The 17,299-nt window shown below is 64.9% G+C and carries 17 protein-coding genes; 1 reads left to right on the forward strand and 16 read right to left on the reverse strand.

Features of this window, described 5'->3' with window-relative positions; translation table 11 throughout:
* Positions 1-46: 46 nt before the first annotated feature.
* The 5 genes from truA to VKF82_01205 all read right to left on the reverse strand — a co-directional run bounded on the left by truA (position 47) and on the right by VKF82_01205 (position 3,128).
* Positions 47-796, reverse strand: coding sequence for a tRNA pseudouridine(38-40) synthase TruA (truA, locus tag VKF82_01185; protein HME80669.1), 750 nt, complete (start codon positions 794-796; stop codon positions 47-49).
* A 51-nt stretch (positions 797-847) separates the two neighbouring features.
* A complete protein-coding gene (locus VKF82_01190) occupies positions 848-1,060 on the reverse strand; it encodes a hypothetical protein (GenBank protein HME80670.1) in 213 nt (70 codons plus the stop codon).
* Positions 1,057-1,821: a hypothetical protein gene (locus VKF82_01195; GenBank protein ID HME80671.1), complete on the reverse strand. Its 765-nt coding sequence runs from the start codon at positions 1,819-1,821 to the stop codon at positions 1,057-1,059. The genes VKF82_01190 and VKF82_01195 overlap by 4 nt, the downstream gene beginning before the upstream one ends.
* Before the next feature lie 52 nt (positions 1,822-1,873).
* On the reverse strand, positions 1,874-2,905 hold the full coding sequence (locus VKF82_01200; GenBank protein HME80672.1) for a hypothetical protein: 1,032 nt from the start codon (positions 2,903-2,905) through the stop codon (positions 1,874-1,876).
* A gap of 91 nt (positions 2,906-2,996) precedes the next feature.
* Complete coding sequence (locus VKF82_01205) at positions 2,997-3,128, reverse strand: hypothetical protein (protein HME80673.1); 132 nt, start codon at positions 3,126-3,128, stop codon at positions 2,997-2,999.
* Positions 3,129-3,263: 135 nt separating this feature from the next.
* Between VKF82_01205 and VKF82_01210 the strand changes: the two genes are divergently transcribed.
* Positions 3,264-6,077, forward strand: coding sequence for an AAA family ATPase (locus VKF82_01210; protein HME80674.1), 2,814 nt, complete (start codon positions 3,264-3,266; stop codon positions 6,075-6,077).
* Here VKF82_01210 and lysS read toward each other — a convergent pair.
* From lysS to dusB, 11 genes are all read right to left on the reverse strand, one after another.
* A complete protein-coding gene (gene lysS / locus VKF82_01215; protein HME80675.1) occupies positions 6,048-7,544 on the reverse strand; it encodes a lysine--tRNA ligase in 1,497 nt (498 codons plus the stop codon). The genes VKF82_01210 and lysS overlap by 30 nt on opposite strands.
* Complete coding sequence (gene greA, locus VKF82_01220) at positions 7,541-8,050, reverse strand: transcription elongation factor GreA (GenBank protein ID HME80676.1); 510 nt, start codon at positions 8,048-8,050, stop codon at positions 7,541-7,543. The genes lysS and greA overlap by 4 nt, the downstream gene beginning before the upstream one ends.
* Positions 8,047-8,973, reverse strand: coding sequence for a hypothetical protein (locus tag VKF82_01225; protein HME80677.1), 927 nt, complete (start codon positions 8,971-8,973; stop codon positions 8,047-8,049). The genes greA and VKF82_01225 overlap by 4 nt, the downstream gene beginning before the upstream one ends.
* A 2-nt stretch (positions 8,974-8,975) precedes the next feature.
* Positions 8,976-10,082: an NAD(P)H-binding protein gene (locus VKF82_01230; protein ID HME80678.1), complete on the reverse strand. Its 1,107-nt coding sequence runs from the start codon at positions 10,080-10,082 to the stop codon at positions 8,976-8,978.
* A gap of 118 nt (positions 10,083-10,200) precedes the next feature.
* The gene (locus VKF82_01235; GenBank protein ID HME80679.1) at positions 10,201-10,650 is read right to left on the reverse strand and encodes an aromatase/cyclase; all 450 of its coding nucleotides are present in this window, start codon (positions 10,648-10,650) and stop codon (positions 10,201-10,203) included.
* 70 nt (positions 10,651-10,720) lie between these two features.
* A complete protein-coding gene (locus VKF82_01240; protein ID HME80680.1) occupies positions 10,721-11,980 on the reverse strand; it encodes an aspartate aminotransferase family protein in 1,260 nt (419 codons plus the stop codon).
* An 83-nt stretch (positions 11,981-12,063) separates the two neighbouring features.
* The gene (locus VKF82_01245) at positions 12,064-12,681 is read right to left on the reverse strand and encodes a hypothetical protein (GenBank protein HME80681.1); all 618 of its coding nucleotides are present in this window, start codon (positions 12,679-12,681) and stop codon (positions 12,064-12,066) included.
* Positions 12,682-12,731: 50 nt separating this feature from the next.
* Positions 12,732-14,294 carry a PQQ-binding-like beta-propeller repeat protein gene (locus VKF82_01250; GenBank protein ID HME80682.1) on the reverse strand — a complete coding sequence of 521 codons (1,563 nt, stop codon included), beginning with the start codon at positions 14,292-14,294 and terminating at the stop codon, positions 12,732-12,734.
* 43 nt (positions 14,295-14,337) lie between these two features.
* On the reverse strand, positions 14,338-15,411 hold the full coding sequence (locus VKF82_01255; GenBank protein HME80683.1) for an SPFH domain-containing protein: 1,074 nt from the start codon (positions 15,409-15,411) through the stop codon (positions 14,338-14,340).
* A 109-nt stretch (positions 15,412-15,520) separates the two neighbouring features.
* On the reverse strand, positions 15,521-16,153 hold the full coding sequence (locus VKF82_01260) for a hypothetical protein (GenBank protein HME80684.1): 633 nt from the start codon (positions 16,151-16,153) through the stop codon (positions 15,521-15,523).
* Positions 16,154-16,245: 92 nt separating this feature from the next.
* Positions 16,246-17,274, reverse strand: a complete 1,029-nt coding sequence (gene dusB / locus VKF82_01265) for a tRNA dihydrouridine synthase DusB (GenBank protein ID HME80685.1) — start codon at positions 17,272-17,274, stop codon at positions 16,246-16,248.
* Between the last annotated feature and the right edge of the window lie 25 nt (positions 17,275-17,299).

Consider the following 17,299-nt stretch of genomic DNA (forward strand, 5'->3'; position numbering starts at 1 on the left):
ACGGTCGAATGAATTCGACCGCTCCATAAGACTATGAATTCGACCGCTATAGAGGGTCGCCGTAGCGGACGTGCGTGAGGTAGAGCCCGTGCGGCGGGGCGGTCGGGCCTGCCGCAACGCGATCGCGCGCCGCGAGTATCGCCGCCATCGCAGCGTGTTCGCGTCTGCCGCGGCCGATGTCGATGAGCGTGCCCACGATGATGCGCACCATCTGATGCAGGAACGAATCGGCCACGATGGTCAGCTCGATGAGATCGTCGCGCCGCTCGAGCACGAGCCGCTCGACGACGCGGACCGGGCGCCCGCGCTCCGGCAGCTCCGCGCAGAACGAGCTGAAATCATGCTCGCCGAGCAGCGGGGTACACGCGGCGTTCATGACCCCGAGATCGAGCGCGGCGCGCACGAAGAGCGCGCGGCGTTCGCGCAACGGTGACGGCGAGAGGCGATTCAGGATCAGATACTCGTACGTGCGAGCGCGCGCATCGTAGCGAGCCGAAAAACCAGGCGCCCGCTCAACCGCACGAAGCACGGCGATCCCCTCACCGCGCAGCATGCCCGTCAGAGCCAGTGGCATGCGCTCGACCGGCCCCTCGTACGACGTCTCGAAGCTGACGACCTGACCGGTGGCGTGCACGCCGGCATCGGTCCTACCTGCTCCGACGATCTGCACGGGATGGCCGCACAATGTCGTGAGCGCGCGCTCGAGCTCGCCCGCGACTGTGCGCTGCGAAGTCTGGCGTTGAAATCCGTGGAACAGCGTACCGTCGTACTCGACGATCAGCGCGATCGTGCGCACACCGGAACGTCCGCTAAAGGAAGGCGGCTGCCCTGCCCGCTGCCCTCGCGGTCAGCGCGGCGTCACGCTCCACACCAAGAGAACGATGAGCGCGAACGCTGACGCACACGTGGCGACGAAGAGCGCGGTGGCGATCCCCTCCTGCGCCGCTCGATCCTCCGGCGACGCTCGAGACGCGAGTTCGATCTCCGGAACGAACGACTGCGGCGGCGCATGCTCGACCTCCTCGGCCCCGCCGAGCCCACCGTTTTCAAGAACCATCACTGCAGCGCGATGTCTTCGGTGTTCGTGGTCGTGCCCGGCATTGCGCTGTTCGTCTGTTGGCTCTCCTCATGAAAGCGGACGACGATGTGTTGTGCCGGGTCGTAGTCGCCGGTCGCGTTCTGCTTCGACGTCATATTCGATGTAAGACTGCTCGTGCTCATCGTGACGACGACGACGTTATGACCTGCGACCTGATCGGTTCCGGTGACGGCGAAGGTCCACGTCGTCGACCCATCCACGAGACGCCAAGCATCACCCGCTTTGAACGAGCTTCGCTTCGAGCAGCCCAGCGCGAACTCGTTGAAATCGCCGACGTGACCTTTGACGAGTCCGCCCGCATAGTTGGCGTTGGACTGGTTCGCCATGGCGACCTGTTGCGCGTGTGACATCGTTGCCATGGTCGTCGGATCCACATCGGGCGCCTCGTACTTGGGAACGATCGCCCCGTCGGCCATGATGGTCGCCGTCAAGTCCTTGGGCTGCGAGGCCATGGTCTTGACCAGCATCGGACTTGTCCCTGGGGGCATCGTCACCTCGGCGGTACCGGTCGCATGCGCGCTTCCGTCCGGGTTCAGCGCGTCGACGTGGAGCGTCAACGTCGTGACCATGCTGTTCGCCAGCGCCCTTTGCGACTCGTATTGACCCCGCATGTATGCCGGCATGTTGTCGGGGATCGGCGCTTGCGTGACGTTCTTGAGCGTGTAGACGAATTGGTCACCGACGGCATGCCCAGCAGCGCTCGCCGGTGCGGCTATGGCCATGAAAACGAGAGCGGTTAGGATGAAATCCCGCATCGAGCGGCCACGTATCATTTCAGTGCTCCTCCGTGAAGTCGGATGGGGGTGAGAACAGCGCGTTGTCGCGCTCGTCGAGCGTGCGGATGTTGCCCAGCTCAAACGCGATGATGAGATCTCCGGCTATGCTTGGCCGGATCGCGAGCGAGCGGTAGAGCACCAACTTGCCCGGCTCAAAGCTTGACGCTGAAGTCGAAGGCTGGCACACGCTCGCAAGTGCCGTCGAAGAATCGGGTGCCTTTGCAAGCTGATTGTCCGGATCGCGCAGATCGGAGACGTACTCGACGATTTCGATATCGTGGCGCCCAGGTTGGCACCAGCCGACCGCTTGCGCCGTCTCGAGCGTGCCGCTGAGGCGATATCCGCGGACCCGCCTATGTTCGATCGTGGTCGGCGACAATGTCACGACGGTCGGCGACCCGATGATCGCGGGTATCGGCGCTGGCGTCGCATCCACTGTATAGGTCGGGATGTCGGGGTCGACGCGTTGCGATGTGTAGGTGCGCTTGGCGTAGTCCAGCGCCATCGTCAGTCCTTGATCCGGTTTCGTGATCGCGACGTATTGCCCGGTCGCGACGCGTCTCCAGCCGTGATAGTACGCGAGCTGTGAGATCCTGCCGATTCTCATCCATGCATTGCCTTCTTCCGTGACCGCTGCTTGAGCACGTTTTTGCGCCGCATTAGCAGCAGCGCTCGCTGCCGCGGAAGCACCCATGGCGAGCAGCGGACCCACGCCCGGTATGGAACCGAGCAGGCCGCCGAGCAGGCCGGTGGCCATCCCTGCTGTTGCACTGGGAGCGGCCGGGGTGTGCATGGGAGGGCGTTTCGCGATCAGGTCAGCGTCGGAAACGAAGTTGTCCGGCGGCGGCGGCGTGCCCGATATGATGACCTTGGCGATATCGTCGTAGGCGAGCCCGACCTCCGCCTTGGCGGGCGTCGGCGATATGGGCGTCGAGGCGGTCGCTGCCGGGGATGGCGCGCCGATCGCCGTGCTCGGTCCAAAGCACGCAGCGAGGAGGCCGATGCAAACCGCGATCAACTGCGTTCGCATGCTGTATCCTCGCGATCCGGGCCGGGCCGCTGCTCCTCATCGAGGTCCTTTTCGGGCGCGGGAATGGGCGGTATTTCAGGCGGCCGTTTGCTCATCGGAATCTCCTGGCCGCGATCGCGTCGACGGTATCGGTGAACAGCGCATCGATCATCGTGCACAGCAGCCTGGCGATTCCGAAAAAAACGACTATGGACAGAAAAACGAGCGAAAGCGACGAGTTCATGATTGTTGCGGTCCCCTGGTCATAGCGGCCCCTCCTTGCCATATAGCATACGCCTGCACAGCCGGCTATTGTATCCGGGATACCTCGCAACAGCGGCGAAGCAGCCCCTAGGGCACATCAGGTGGGAGCTCGCACGTGGCTTCACGCGCAGCGCTGTCCGGACGTTTTGTCGGCCGCAAGGACGAGCTCGACCTGCTGCGGGCTGCGTTCGCTCGCGCGGCTGGCGGCCACGGCTCGACCGTGCTGCTATCGGGCGACGCCGGCATCGGCAAGACTCGGCTTATCGGCGAGTGGCGGATTTGGCTTGCGCAGCGTCAAGCGATCGTCGGTCTGGGCGAATGCTTGGACTACGCGCGAGCTCCCTATGCGCCATTCGTCGACGCGCTGCGCGACGCGCTGACCCAGGCCCCAGATGCGCTGCGCGACGCGCTCGCTGTGCGACGTATCCTGTCGACCCTGATTCCCGAGCTCGGCGGCGGAAGCGGTCCAAGGGCGGCTGAGGTCTCAAAGCGACAGCTCTTCGATGCGTTCGCCGAGGCCTTTCGGATCATCGCCACCGCATCGACCGCGATCATCGCCATCGAAGACCTTCATTGGGCAGATCCGGACTCGCTCGATCTGCTGTTGCACCTGTCGAGGATCGCGCCGCACGAACGCATCATGCTCGTGGCCACGTTTCGCGACGACGAAGTCGATCGCGGTAAGCTGGCGAGTCTCCGCGCGCGTTTGCAGCGAAGGCCGAACGTCGACGCGGTACGATTGTCCCCACTTGAGCGCACGGAGATGCGCATGCTCGCTCGCGAGATGCTCGGCAAGCACCCCCCGACCGGCAGGGAAGCGATAGAGCGGTCCATCACGCTCGCGGAAGGCAACCCGTTCTACGCCGAAGAGTTGCTGCGTCACGCGCTCGAGGGCCAGGGCGCTGATATGCCGCTCACATTGCGAGGGGTCATCTTAGAACGTCTGCGTTCCCTCAGCGCGGATCAACGCACGGCGCTTGTCTATGCCGCGGTCATCGGACGCCGATTCGAACCGGAGCTCTTGGCCGCCGCGCTCTCTCGCCCGATCGAAGCGATCATCGATGCGCTGCGCGCCGCGAGAGATAACCAGCTGATCATCGAGGAGCCCGGCCAACCAGTCTCCTACCGCTTTCGACACGCGCTCGTGCAAGAGATCCTCTACCGAGAATTGCTCGTACCGGAGGCTCAAGCGGTTCACCTGAAGATCGCACGCGCGCTGGAAAGCGATGGCGGAGCCACTCGGAGGCGCGCGATGGAGCTGGCGCGCCACTATTGGGAGGCGCGCGATCTCGACAAGACGATGCAGTACGCCGACCTCGCTGGCGATGCGGCGACCCAAACGCTCGCGCATGCCCAAGCCGCCACGCATTACGAGCGGGCCATCGAGGCCGCGCCGACGCTTTCGCAAAGCGACCGCAGCCGGTTGTATGAGAAGCTCGCGTTCGCGCTGCTCGACGCAGGCAGCATCGAACGTTCCTTGCGCGCGTTCTCTCTGGCGTTGGAGGGCCTGAGCGGCACGACGCGGCTCGAAGATATGGCTAATCTGCACTTAGGCATGTCGCGCGCCGAACGTCTGCTCGGTGACCGGCGGGCCGCGTTGACGCACGCCGACATAGCGATCGCGTCGCTTGCATCGCTGCCGCAAAGCTCCATCCGCTATCGAGCGCTCGTCTTTCGGGCGAATCTGGCGGCGAATGCGGATGATCTTCCTGGTCTCCTTGCCACCCTAAGCGAGGCCGAGACATTCTCAGGCGAACCGGACCTCGGCCGTCTCTCTCGCGTGCATGCCTTACGCGCGCACGCATGCATGATCCAAGGCGATTTCGAACGAGCGCGGCAGGAGTGCGAAACGGCGATCGCCGTCGCGCAAGAAGCCGGCGATCTGGTCGCGTTGGCTGTGAACTTCAACGAAGCCGCTCTGATCTACGAGGAAGAAGGTGATCTGGACAGCGCGATCAACGTCAGCGAACGCGCCGTCCGGATCGCGCGCGAGCGACTCTTGACACACCCTGAAGTGGTCGCAAATGGAAATCGCGCTCTCTACCTCTTGATGCTCGGCGATGTGACGGCGGCGCGCGCAGCGATTGATCTCGTCCTGGCAGCCCCCAGCCTGGATGACCAGCCGCTGCTGGCGGGTGTCGCCATGGGGGTCGGGATATTAGTAGGCGTGCGTCAGGGCGATGCCGCGTTCGTCGCAGGTCTGTTCGACGAAGTCGTGCTGGACCAGATCTTCGCTTTCGGCGGATCATATTCGGTGATCTCGGGGATGGCGCGCGCAGAGGTGTTCTTCGCCGATGGACGGCTTGGAGATGCGCAGCGCGCCTTTCACGAAGCGCTCGCGGCGGTGCGGACGCCGACCAACGACCTCGCCCTATTCCTTTGGCCGGCGCGTTTCGCGCGCGCGGAGGATCTGGCGCGGTTGCGAGAATCGCTAGCACCGTGGGCCGCTCGGCAGCCGACGGCGCGAGGGCGGGGCTATCTCTCACTGCTCGACGCCCAGGCGGCACGGGGACGCGGCGATGTGAGCGCGGCTAAGCAGCACGCGGCAGACGCCGCGACGGCCCTCGCGGACATTGGCTACTTGCTTTTCAAAGGGTTTTCGCTCGAGCTCGGTGGCCGAACGCGCGAAGCCGTGGAAACCTATCGTCGATCAGGAGCTTTGGGTGACGTCGCCCGACTCGACCGGGAACTCGCTCCCCGCGGAAGGCGCGACCGCCACGCCGTCGACCTCAGCAAGCGCGAGCGCGAGGTCGCGCAGCTCATCAGCAGCGGCAAGTCGAATAAAGCCATCGCGAGCGCGCTTGGGATCAGCGAGCGCACCGTCGAGAATCACGTGACCTCGATCTTCAAGAAGTTTGGCGTCGCATCTCGCACCGAACTCGTCGCGCGCATGACTGCGTCACTCGGGTTTTTGGAGCGGAAAAAGTAAGACGTCGCGGATCGAGCGTTCGCCGGTCAGCAGCATCACCAACCGGTCCACGCCGCTGCCCAGCCCGCCGGTGGGCGGCATGCCGTACTCGAGCGCCTGCACGTAATCCCAATCGGGTTCGGGCGCCTCTTGATCGCCGCGCGCGCGTTCAGCCGCCTGCGCTTCGAATCGCGTGCGCTGATCGTCCGGATCGTTGAGCTCTGAAAACGCGTTGACGATCTCCATGTGGCCGATGAACAGCTCGAAGCGTTCGACCAGTTGCGGATCGTCGGCGCGGCGTTTGGCCAACGGCGAGAGCACTACCGGGAAATCGGTGACGAAGGTCGGGTTGATCAAGTGCGGCTCGGCGACGGCCTCGAAGATCTTGTCGATGACATGCGCGTGGCTGCCGCCGGGATCGATCCTGAGCTTCAATTCGCCGGCCGCCGTGCGCGCGCGCGCTTCGTCGAGCACGTCGGCGCGCGTGAGCCCGCCCCATTTCTCCAACGCCTCGAGATAGGCGATGCGCGCGAACGGGCGCTCCAACGCGATCGTCTCGCCGCCGATCTGATGCTCGCCGCGCACCCCCGCCACCGCGGCCAGATGCAAGATCCAATCCTCCGACAACTCCATCATCGTGTTGACGTCGCCGTAGGCCTGATACAGCTCGAGCATGGTGAACTCGGGGTTGTGGGTGCGGTCGACGCCCTCGTTGCGGAAGATGCGCCCGATCTCGTAGACCTTCTCGATGCCGCCGACGATGCAGCGCTTGAGGTTGAGCTCGGTCGCGATACGCATCTGCAGCTTGATGTCGAGGGCATTCGAGTGTGTGACGAACGGCCGCGCATTGGCGCCGCCGGCGATCGAGAGCAAGACCGGTGTCTCGACCTCGACGAAGCCGCGATCGTCGAGATAACGGCGAGTCGCCGCGACAAGCCGGCTGCGCAGCAGCATCGTCTCGAGCACAGGACGGTTGACGATCAGGTCGACATAGCGCCGCCGATAGCGCGCTTCGTGATCCACCAGCCCGTGCCACTTCTCGGGCAGCGGGCGCAGCGATTTCGAGAGCACCGCTACGTGCTTGACCGCGATCGTCAGCTCGCCCGTCTTGGTGACGAACGGCTCGCCCTCGACTCCGACGATGTCGCCGCGGTCGAGCGTGTCCGCCATCGCGAAGTCGTCGCCCAACGCATCTGCGCGCAGGTAGATCTGGATGCGTCCGGACTGGTCGGAGATGTCCGAGAAGACCGCTTTTTTGCCCATCCATCGGACCGTGCCGAGCCGTCCGGCGGCACTGACCTTCGCCTGCGCGTGCTCGCCGGCTTTGAGCCCTTCGAACGTGTCGTGGAGCTGGCGCGCATCGTGCGTGCGCCCGAACGACGTGATCGCGAACGGATCGCGGCCGAATGAACGGAGCGCGTCGAGCTTGGCTCGACGCGCCTTGATGAGTTCGGCCTCGGTCGAACCGAGGTCGTGGTCGTCGCTCAACGTGCTTTCGCTTTGCCGCTCTTACGATTCGCCTTGATCGAGATGATCTTGAGCTGCACGTCGCCGCTCGGGGTCGTCGCCGTCACGGTCTGACCGGGTTTCGCGCCGATGAGCGCGATGCCGATCGGCGATTCGTTGGAGATCTTCGCACGCAGCGGATCGCTTTCGGCGCTGCCCACGATCGTGTACTCGCCTTCAAAGCCGCTGGTCAAGTTCTTGACCTTGACCGTGCTCGCCAAGTGCACTTCGTCCGCGCCGCCCTCGCCCTCGACGATGATCTTGGCATTGCGGATCATCGTCTCGAGCTTCATGATGCGGCCTTCGATGAACGCCTGCTCCTGCTTGGCGTCTTCGTATTCCGCGTTTTCGGAGATGTCGCCGAATTCTTTGGCCTGGCGGATCCGGTCGTTCACCTCTTTGCGGTGGACGGTCTTGAGCTCGTCGAGCTCAGCCTCCAGCTTTTTCAATCCGTCCGCTGTGAGTACGGTCTCTTTCTCTTGCATCATGTCCTTTCAAGTGCGGGGAAGGTCTCGATCCGAGGCGCGAACCTCAGCTCGTGCAGTAGCCGCAGGTAGTCATCTTCGGTCACGTCTTGCCAACGCTTGCCCAGCAGCGCGAGCAGCGCCGCCTCCATCACGTTGGTGCCGAACGATCGTCCGCCGAGATTGGGCGTGCTGGTCACGAGTCTGGCGGCGCCGCGCTCGCGCAGCTCGTCGACGTTGGCCTGCGTCACGGTGTTGGTGAGGATGGTCTTGCCGCGCAGATCGTCCGGCATATGCTGGCGGATGAAATGGAAGTCGCCGGCGATCACGTCCGCGGCGGCGTAGTAATGGGAGAATTTCGGCTCGGGCTCAGGCGGCTTCTCCTGTTTCTTGCCCGTCGGATAGAAGAATTGGAAGGGCAGCTTGCACGCGTCGGGCAGATACTTCTCGGCCAGCGCTTCGAACTCGGGCAACGAGGTGACCGGCTTGTCCACTCCAAGCGCGAAGATGAAGTCGCCGAAGGTCACGCGCGCGCCCGCCTCGACCAGCGCTTGCGCCATGCCGAAGCGGTCGAGCGCGCTCACCATGAGCACCGGCAGGCCGCGGAAGTCGATGACGCCTTCGGATTGCAGCCGGAGCACGGTTTCGCGCTCCAACGTGTTCTTGAGACCGCTGCCATCCACCACCGGCGTGATCTTGGCCGCCTCGAGCATGCGCAGTCCGTCGCGCAGCGCGTAGCGCTTCTTGCCGGCGTAGAGATACACGTCGATGCCGCCGAGCCCGATCGCGTCGACGGTCCCGTCCAGCTCGTGCAGCTTCGCGATCGCGCGATCCAGCGACCCGTCGAAGCCGATGCGGCTGATATCGAAGCGCTCGCCGAGCCATTCGACTTCGACGCGGTGATCGCGCGTCGACGAGCCAAGACTGACCGAGACGATCTTCTTCATCGTCAACGCACCGCCGGAACCGTTGCCGTCGCGCGTGCGGCGAGCGCCGCCTCGCGCGTGCGCGCGATCTGCTCGTCGCTCACCGGTTTGTCGAACGCGCGCATGCTGGCGAGCTTGAAGCCGTGCTTGTCGGCGAGACGTTCGATCTCGAGCACCTTGTCGAGGTGGATGCCGCGGCCCAACGAGTAGTTCACGAACTTGCCCTCGAGCGTGAGGATCATGGTCTCCGACATGCAGGCGAGCGCCGTGCGCGGCGGCAGGCCGAAGTCGAAGTTGAAATTCGGCTCGCCGGGCACGAGGATGTTGCCGCCCTCGCTGACCAGCACGTCCGGGCGTTCGGTAGCGACGCGGCGCGAGACGTCATGCGGCAGCGAGACTTCGCTGATCACCGCGCCAGGTCGCAGATCTTCAGGCTCGACGATCGCCGATACCGCTGAGGTCGCAGTGAGCACGAGATCGGCGGAGCGCACCGCTTGGCGGATGTCGGTGGTCCAGTCCAACGTCGCGCTGACGTGCGGCTGCATCGCGTGCGCGAGGTTCTTCAACCGCGTGGCGTTGCGCGCGGCCAGCGTCACGCGCGGGACCTTGTTGCCCAGGATCTGGGCGCAGGCCGAACCGATGCTGCCGGTCGCGCCGATGACGACGGCGGACGCGCTGGCCAGATCGATGTCCAAGTCGTGCGCCGCGCGATACAGACTTTGGATGCCCGAGGCGATGGTGTACGAATTGCCGGTCGTGATGGCGATGTCGGGAACTGTTTCGGCCAGCGTGATGCCGCCGTCACCGACCACCGATGAGAAGCCGCCCAAGCCGAGGATGCCGCAGCCCAGCTGCTTGGCGAGCTCGGCCGCGCCGACAAGGCGATTCATGATATCGGCGCGCGGCAACTCGAGCCATTGCTCCGGCATGAGCGGCACGCCGATGAAGTGGCCGGTGATCTCCTCGCCGGTGGACGCGCTGCGCACGCCGACGATATCAGAGACGCGATAGGGCGGTATCCATTCCAGGATCTTCTTTATGATAGGCCGGCCCTTGCCGACCGCGCCCGGATCGTAGCGCTCGACGTCGTCGTAGGACAGCGGGTGGACGAGGAAACCGAACTTGCGCAATGGAGGGCTAACCTCTGGAAGAGCCCGGTCGCAAAGCGGCCGGGTCGGTTCTTCTGCGTTTCGAAGAAGGGGACGGACGCTCCTCTGGAACGACGGAGCTCATTTGGAGCGGTCGAGTTTACTCGACCGATACGCTCTTCTCTGCGCGCGTCTTGAGCGCGGTCAGCATCATGAGCGAGTTCTCTTCGACCTTCTTGCGCAACGTCGGGCCGATGAGCTCGGCCAGGGTCGGCACGCCGAAGTCATAGTCGACGCCGAGCACCACGTGCGTGACGCCGTCGCGTTCCTCGAACGTCCACGCGCCCTCGAACTTATCGAGATCACCCTCGATGAGCCGGTAGTCGATGCGCGCCCGCGCGTCGTCGAAGACATCCACTTCGGTCCATTCGATCGGGGCTTCTTCGACCAGCGTCTTCCAACGCGTTGTCGTGCTGTTGCCGTCGCGCTTGAGGACTTTGACGGACTCGACGTCGGGCATGAACTCCGGGTAGCGCTCCATGTCCTTGGCGAGCTCGTAGATGACGCGCGCAGGAGCGGCGATGTCGATCGCGGTTTCTACATAGGGCATGGATCGATGTGCGTTCCCCGCGAGTGCGTAAAACGGCCGAGTAAACTCGGCCGCTCCAAGGCGACGCTCGTCAGTTGGTTCGTGCCAGCTCCCCGAGTTTTTCCTTCGCCTTGACCACTCCTTGTCCGAGCAGCGCGAGCGCCTCGTCGATCTCGTCTTTGGTGACGATAAGCGGCGGCTCGAGGCGGATGACCTTTTGCTGGTTGAGCGTATAGGCCGCGGTAAGCCCTAGTTTCAGACATTCGGGGATGATGACGCCGCCGTAGCCTTCGTTGGTGAGCTCGACGCCGACGACGAGCCCGCGCCCGCGCACCTGCGCGATCACGTCGGGATGACGCGCCATCAGTTGGCTCGCGCCCTCGAGCATGTACGCGCCCATCTCGCGCGAGCGTTGGACGAGACCCTCTTCTTCCAGCACTTGGAGCGCGGCGAGGCCCGCGGTGCACGCGAGGGGGTTGCCGCCGAAAGTCGAGGTGTGCAGCAGCGGCGCGTGGCCGAAGGCGGCCATCCAGACATCGTGGCGCGTGATGGTGGCGCCGATCGGCACGACGCCGCCGGATAGGCCCTTGGCAGCGGCGATGATGTCCGGCACGACGTCATCGTGATCGACGCCCCACAGATAGCCGGTACGTCCAAGACCCGTCTGCACTTCGTCTGCGATGAACAGCGCGCCGTGCGTGTCGCACAGATCGCGCACGCCGCGCAAGTAACCGTCGGGCGGGACCACCACGCCGCCTTCGCACTGCACCGGCTCGACGATGAACGCGGCCGCACCGGGCAGCGCTCGATCGAGCGCGTCGAGATCGCCGAACGGCACGTGGCAGAACTCCGGCACGAGCGGCTTGAACGAATCTTTGAGCAGATCGCGGCCGGTCGCGGTGAGGCTGCCCATCGTCTTGCCGTGGAAGGCGTTATGCGTGGCGACGATCATCGTGCGCTTGGTCGAGAGGCGCGCGGTCTTGAGAGCCGCTTCGACCGCTTCCGTGCCGCTATTCGAAAAGAAACTGATCTGCAAGTCGCCGGGGGCGATGCGGGCGAGCTCCTTAGCCAGCGCCGCGGTCCTGGCGTTGAAGAACACGCGCGACGAGAGCGCCATGTGGTTGAGCTGTTCGCGCACGGCCCCCACGACTCTGGGATGCATGTAGCCCAACGTAAATACGCCGTAGCCGCCGCAGAAATCGAGATACGACTTGCCGTTCTCGTCATACACGCGGACGCCGCGCGATTCGGTCTCCACCGTCGCACCGGCGAGCTTCATGAAGCGCGCCAGCGGCGGATTGATATAATCCTTGTAGGCGGCGTAGACCTCGTCGAAAGTTCCGCTCATCATGGCGTGGTTCTGTGACGCAGGGGCGGCATCCCGCGCGCAGCAACGCAACTTGCCGACATCAGAAGCCACGACGTTGAGATTTTTCAGCGATAGTCCGCCAAGTCAAAAGGCAGGGAAAACTTGCGCCCGTCCGGATCGGTGAAGAAGAGGGTGCCCTTGGGGCCTGCCGCCCCCGCAACCGCACACAAGCCGAACCGGTACGCGACGTGTCCGATCCAGCGATCCGCATTTCCGCCATTGGGAAGCAAAAACGTGTCCAACGTGGAGCCTCGTCCGACGTCCGTAGTCGTCGGTGCAAGCGTCATGCCGCCCGCTCGTACGCGGACCTCCGCAAAGCGCGCCAAGAACGAACGATCGGACTTGTCCGCCCCATGCGCGAAGAGGATGAAATCGACGGTGCAAGGAGCAGACGCTTTCGCGATCAGCGAGGCCGTCGGGGCGAGCCGGTCTACCGCTGATTCGTAGCCGACGTATGCGACTCGCTCGTACGGCGTGCCGACGACGACCGCGTCGACGGAACTGCGCACCGGCTGCAGCGAGAGCGCGTCGTGCACCGAGTATAGCGTGTAGGCGCGCACGTCGAACCCTCGATGCGCGCGCGCCATCGCGCCGCCGGCATCAAGCGCCTGCCGGATGTCGGGCTGCGAGAGCGCCGGCTCGAAGGCGAGCGAAGGCGTGGCCATCGACAGCACGGCCGCCACCAACCCAACGGTCGAGTGAACTCGACCGCTCCATCCTTCGTCTCGTCGAGTCATAGGCCGAAGACGTAGATTGTCGAGGCGCCGTTGGACCAGCCCGTGCGTGACACGTTGCCGGACGTGACGGCGAGCAGCTGTTTGCCATCAACCGTGTACGTCACGACCCCGCCCGCGAGGCTGCCGGGCGTCTTGTACTTGAAGAGCAACGCGCCCGACTTGGCATCGAAGACGAGCAGCTGGCCCGTCATGTCGCCGGTGAACACCAGCCCTCCGGCGGTCGGCGTGATCGCCGCGACGAGCGGGCCGCCGCTGTGATAGCGCCAGTTGACCTTGCCGGTGTCCGCATCGATGGCGTAGAGCCAACCGCGCGCCGACGAGAACGGATCGGGGATTACCGCTCCGCCCAAGAACAGCCGACCGGCGACGTAGCGGCCCGGCGTCAGCACGTATTTCCCGCACCAATCGTCGGAATTGACGAGCAGCTGATCGTTCGCGGCGTCGTACGCCGGGCCGTTCCATTCGACACCGCCGGTCCACGTCGGGCACACGTGCGTGCCTTGCGGCGTCGGCGCCGCGCTCTGATTGACGATCGTCGTGACCGCCACTTTGTAGAGCGGCTTGTGCGTCAGGCGATCGATGCCGTAGAGATATCCGTTCTTGCCCGCAACGACGGCCAGGTTCTTGCCGCCCGAGGTCGTGACGAGCGCAGCCGGCGCACCGAGATCGTAATCGAAGACGTCGTGCGGCACGAGCTGGTACCACCATTTGAGCTTGCCGGTCTTCGCATCGAGCACCACGAGAGAATCGGTGAAGAGATTGGCGCCGGGCCGGTAATCCCCCGAGAAATCAGGGCCCGGATTGCCAACCGGCACGAACAGCTCGCCGGTCGAAGAATCGAGCGTGTACGAGGTCCAGGTGGAGCCGCCGCCGGTGGCCGCTTCTTGCGCGTTGGCCCATGTGTTGCCGCCGACGTCGTGCGGCCCTGGGATCGGATCGAATGTCCACACCACGTGGCCGGTGGCGGTGTCGAACGCGAACATCTTGCCGCGCACGCCGAACTCGGCGCCGGCCAGACCGATGTAGGCGAGGCCGTCCCAGACGATCGGCGCAGCGCTCAAGAACGCGCCGAACGAAGAATTCGCGACTTTGACATCCCAGATCGTCTTGCCCGTTTTGGCGTTGATGGCGATGAAGTGCGCGTCGGGTGTGCCGCGGTAGACATTGACGCCGTCGTAGGCGACGCCGCGATTCACCGGCGTGAGCACTTTGCCCACCGGCTGATATTCGTTCTTCCAGAGCAGCTCGCACGTCTTGGCGTTGACGGCGTACGTGTTGTCCGGCGTCGTGAAATACATCACGCCGGCGGCTATCACGATGCCGGCCTGGAACGCGCCTGCCTCACCGGTCGCGTAGTGGCACAACGGCTTGAGGCCGGCGACGTTCTTCGCCGTGATCTCCGACAGCGCTGAGAAGCGCTCGCCGGTCAGAGTGCGGTTATAGGTCGGCCAATCGGCTGATGACGAGAGGGGCGCGCCGACGGGTGATTGCGGCGCCGAGCACGCGGACGCGCCGATCGCCAACGCGGACGCGAGCACGACAGCGCGAGGTGCACGCATGGTGCCGCCTTGGCCACCCGCGCGCACGCATCCTAGGCTGCGCTTAGGCTAGTTTGGTACCGCAGTTCCCGCAGAACTTCGCGCCGGCCGGATTCTGCTGATGGCAGCTCGGACACTCGACCGTTTGCGCCACCGCCTTGCCGCATTCCGGACAGAACTTCGAACCTGCCGGGATTTTGGCCTGACAATTCGGACAGGCGATCATCGCCACCGTTGCGCCCGCGGTGGCGCCGGCGGCCGCCGTGTTGGCGGCGTTCGCCTGCGCCTGCTGCTGCATCGCGGCGTTGATCATGCCCGGCACGGCGAAGCCGAGTCCCGCGCCCATGCCGATGCCGGCGGCCGCACCCGCGGCGCCGCCCGGATTCTGCGCAGCGTCCTCGAGCGACTTGGCCGCTTTGAACTGCATGTACTGGTTCATGTTGCCGACGACGCCCATGCCGGTGCGCTCGTCGATGACCTTCTGCACGTCGTCCGGCGGCGTGATCGCATTGATGAGGAAGTCGATCAGCTCCACGCCGTACTGCGCGAAATCGTCCTTGACGCGCGTCTTGGCTGCCGCGTCGAGCGCGTCGTAGTACTTGGCCAGGTCGAGCAGGCTCTTGACCGTCTCACCCAACAGGTTGTTCAGGCGCGAGACGATGATGTTGCGGAAGAAGTCCTGCAGCGACTCTTGCGTGTAGACGTTCTGCGTGCCGACGATCTTGTTCACGAACAGCTGCGCGTCGTTCACGCGCACGCTGAAGATGCCGTACGCGCGCAGGCGGACCATCGAGAACTCGGCGTCGCGGAACAGGATCGGCTCGGCCGTGCCCCAGTGCAGGTTGGTGAACACGTTCATGCTCACGAAGTAGACCTGCGATTGGAACGGCGACGTGCCACCGAACGGGATCGACAGGAACTTCGTCAGGACCGGCATGTTCTGCGTCGACAGCGTGTAGCGGCCGGGCGTGAACGTGTCGAGCGCGCGGCCGTCGCGGAAGAACACCGCGGCCTGGCTCTCCTGGACGATCAGCTGGCTGCCCCACTTGATGTCGGTGGAGCCGGCTTCGGGCCAGCGATGCACGATCTGCTGCCCGCTGTCGTCGAAGAATTCGATGACGGAAAGACCGAGTGCCATGACTAGATACCTACCTCGCGCTCACGCCGTTTGAGTACAACGGGTTCTACCTAGTAGCGTCGGCTGGTGTTTCAAGGGTTCGGAGTTGTTGTCCCGCGTCCCGCGGGCGTTAGGTCTGCGGCGCGGTGAGCGGGTCGAACAGATGCTGGCGCGCTTCGAAGCGCCTGTCGAACTCGGCGGTGAGCGCATCGAAGCTCTGCAGCGCCTGCGCGAGCTTGGTCGGATCGCCCGCCGCACCTTCGACGCCGGCGACGGCTGAATCGAACGACGGCAGCTCGTTCATGATGCCGGTATCGTACTGATACAGACGCGCGAGCTCCGGCTCGCCGAGCTGCACGCGGTCGAACACCGCTGAGTACCCGTAGTCGGCGAAGCGCATGCGGTCGATGAGCCGGCCGAGGCGCCGTTTGCTCTGATCGATCAGCGCGAGACCATCCAGACTGCCCGAGCGCGAGGCAGCGTCGACGACCGCGTCAAGCCGCTCTTGCACGCCGGTCAGCCGCTCGCCGATGACCGCGCGCAGTTGCTTGTCGGCGATGCGCCGGTCCTCAACCGCTTTGTAGCCGGCAAACCCCGGGATCAAGTGAGCCAGGTTGGCCAACGCTTCGCCGACCGGCGGCAGATGCAGGCCGGCGCTCGTAGCGGCAGACGCCTGTGCGGGCGCTTGCTCTTGCGCGGGCACGGCGGCCGGGGTTGCGGGCGTAATGGTCGCAGGGGTCTGAGGCGCGTTCTGGTCAGGCATGTAACGGTGGCTCCTTATCGGCTGGCTCGTGCGGCCGACGTTCCGCCTACTATATCGGCATACCCGTCGAAAGGTTTCCGGGATGTCCCGTTTCAGCCCGCGAGCGCTTCCTCGCAATCGGCGTCGCCGACGGGCTCGAGGTCGCGCGAGCGCGCCTCCTCGAGGATCGCGCGCACGTCATCGGCCGAGGGCGCGTGATTGATGCGTTCGCGAAGCGTCGACGCGTCGCGCACGCCTTTGAGATACCAACCGAGGTGCTTGCGCATCTGCAGCACGCCGGACTTCTCGCCGTAGCGCTCGACCATCGCATCGAGGTGCGCGCGCGCGAAGTCGACGCGCTCTTGCACGCTCGGCGGCGGGGGCGGCGGCTCGCCGCGCATCGCAGCCGCTATCTCGGCGATGAGCCATGGGTCGCCAAGCGTCGCGCGGCCCACCATGATCGCGTCGACGCCCGTCTCGCGCAGCCGGCGCATCGCATCCGCGGCGCTCGCGATATCGCCGTTGCCGATGACGGGAACGTGCAGCGCTTCCTTGAGGCGCGCGATGTAGGACCAATCGGCGCTTCCTTTATAGAACTGTTTGCCGTAACGCCCGTGCAGCGTGAACGCGTCGATGCCCACGGCCTCCGCGCGTTTTGCGATATCGAGATGGGTGAAGTTGTCCGACTCCCATCCCAAACGCATCTTCACCGTGACCGGCACCTTGAGGACCGCTTTGCGCACCGCTGCGCAGATGCTCACCGCCAGATCCGGATCGCGCAGAACCGCCGCGCCGTCGCCGCCTTTGACGATCTTAGGCGCCGGACAGCCGAAGTTGATGTCGACGATGTCCGCGCCGCACTCTTCGACGAAGCGCGCCGCGCGGGCCATGACGTCGGGATCGCTGCCGTGCAGCTGGACCGCGGTCGGGCGCTCCTGCGCGTACACGTCGATCATCTCGAGCGTGCGCGCGTTCATGCGCACGAGCGACTGCGCCGACACGAATTCGCTCACCGTCAAGCCCAGGCCGAACGGTTTGAACAGCCGCCGGAACAGCGCGTTGGTCACGCCCGCCATCGGCGCGAGCGCCAGCGGCGGGAACATCTCGATTCCGCCGATCGTGAGGGGACGCACGGCTGCCATCAAGACATGTGTTCGACTCGGCCGC

The organism is Candidatus Eremiobacteraceae bacterium (assembly GCA_035314825.1).
Taxonomy (GTDB): Bacteria; Vulcanimicrobiota; Vulcanimicrobiia; order Eremiobacterales; family Eremiobacteraceae; genus JAFAHD01.

Excerpts from the sequence above, each read along its gene's own strand:
- VKF82_01260 (HME80684.1), bottom strand. The coding sequence starts at position 16,153 with ATGCCTGACCAGAACGCGCCTCAGACCCCTGCGACCATTACGCCCGCA.
- VKF82_01205 (HME80673.1), bottom strand. The coding sequence starts at position 3,128 with ATGAACTCGTCGCTTTCGCTCGTTTTTCTGTCCATAGTCGTTTTTTTC.
- dusB (HME80685.1), bottom strand. The coding sequence starts at position 17,274 with ATGGCAGCCGTGCGTCCCCTCACGATCGGCGGAATCGAGATGTTCCCG.
- VKF82_01225 (HME80677.1), bottom strand. The coding sequence starts at position 8,973 with ATGAAGAAGATCGTCTCGGTCAGTCTTGGCTCGTCGACGCGCGATCAC.
- VKF82_01240 (HME80680.1), bottom strand. The coding sequence starts at position 11,980 with ATGATGAGCGGAACTTTCGACGAGGTCTACGCCGCCTACAAGGATTAT.
- VKF82_01255 (HME80683.1), bottom strand. The coding sequence starts at position 15,411 with ATGGCACTCGGTCTTTCCGTCATCGAATTCTTCGACGACAGCGGGCAG.
- VKF82_01195 (HME80671.1), bottom strand. The coding sequence starts at position 1,821 with ATGGCCATAGCCGCACCGGCGAGCGCTGCTGGGCATGCCGTCGGTGAC.
- greA (HME80676.1), bottom strand. The coding sequence starts at position 8,050 with ATGATGCAAGAGAAAGAGACCGTACTCACAGCGGACGGATTGAAAAAG.
- VKF82_01235 (HME80679.1), bottom strand. The coding sequence starts at position 10,650 with ATGCCCTATGTAGAAACCGCGATCGACATCGCCGCTCCTGCGCGCGTC.
- VKF82_01200 (HME80672.1), bottom strand. The coding sequence starts at position 2,905 with ATGCGAACGCAGTTGATCGCGGTTTGCATCGGCCTCCTCGCTGCGTGC.
- VKF82_01250 (HME80682.1), bottom strand. The coding sequence starts at position 14,294 with ATGCGTGCACCTCGCGCTGTCGTGCTCGCGTCCGCGTTGGCGATCGGC.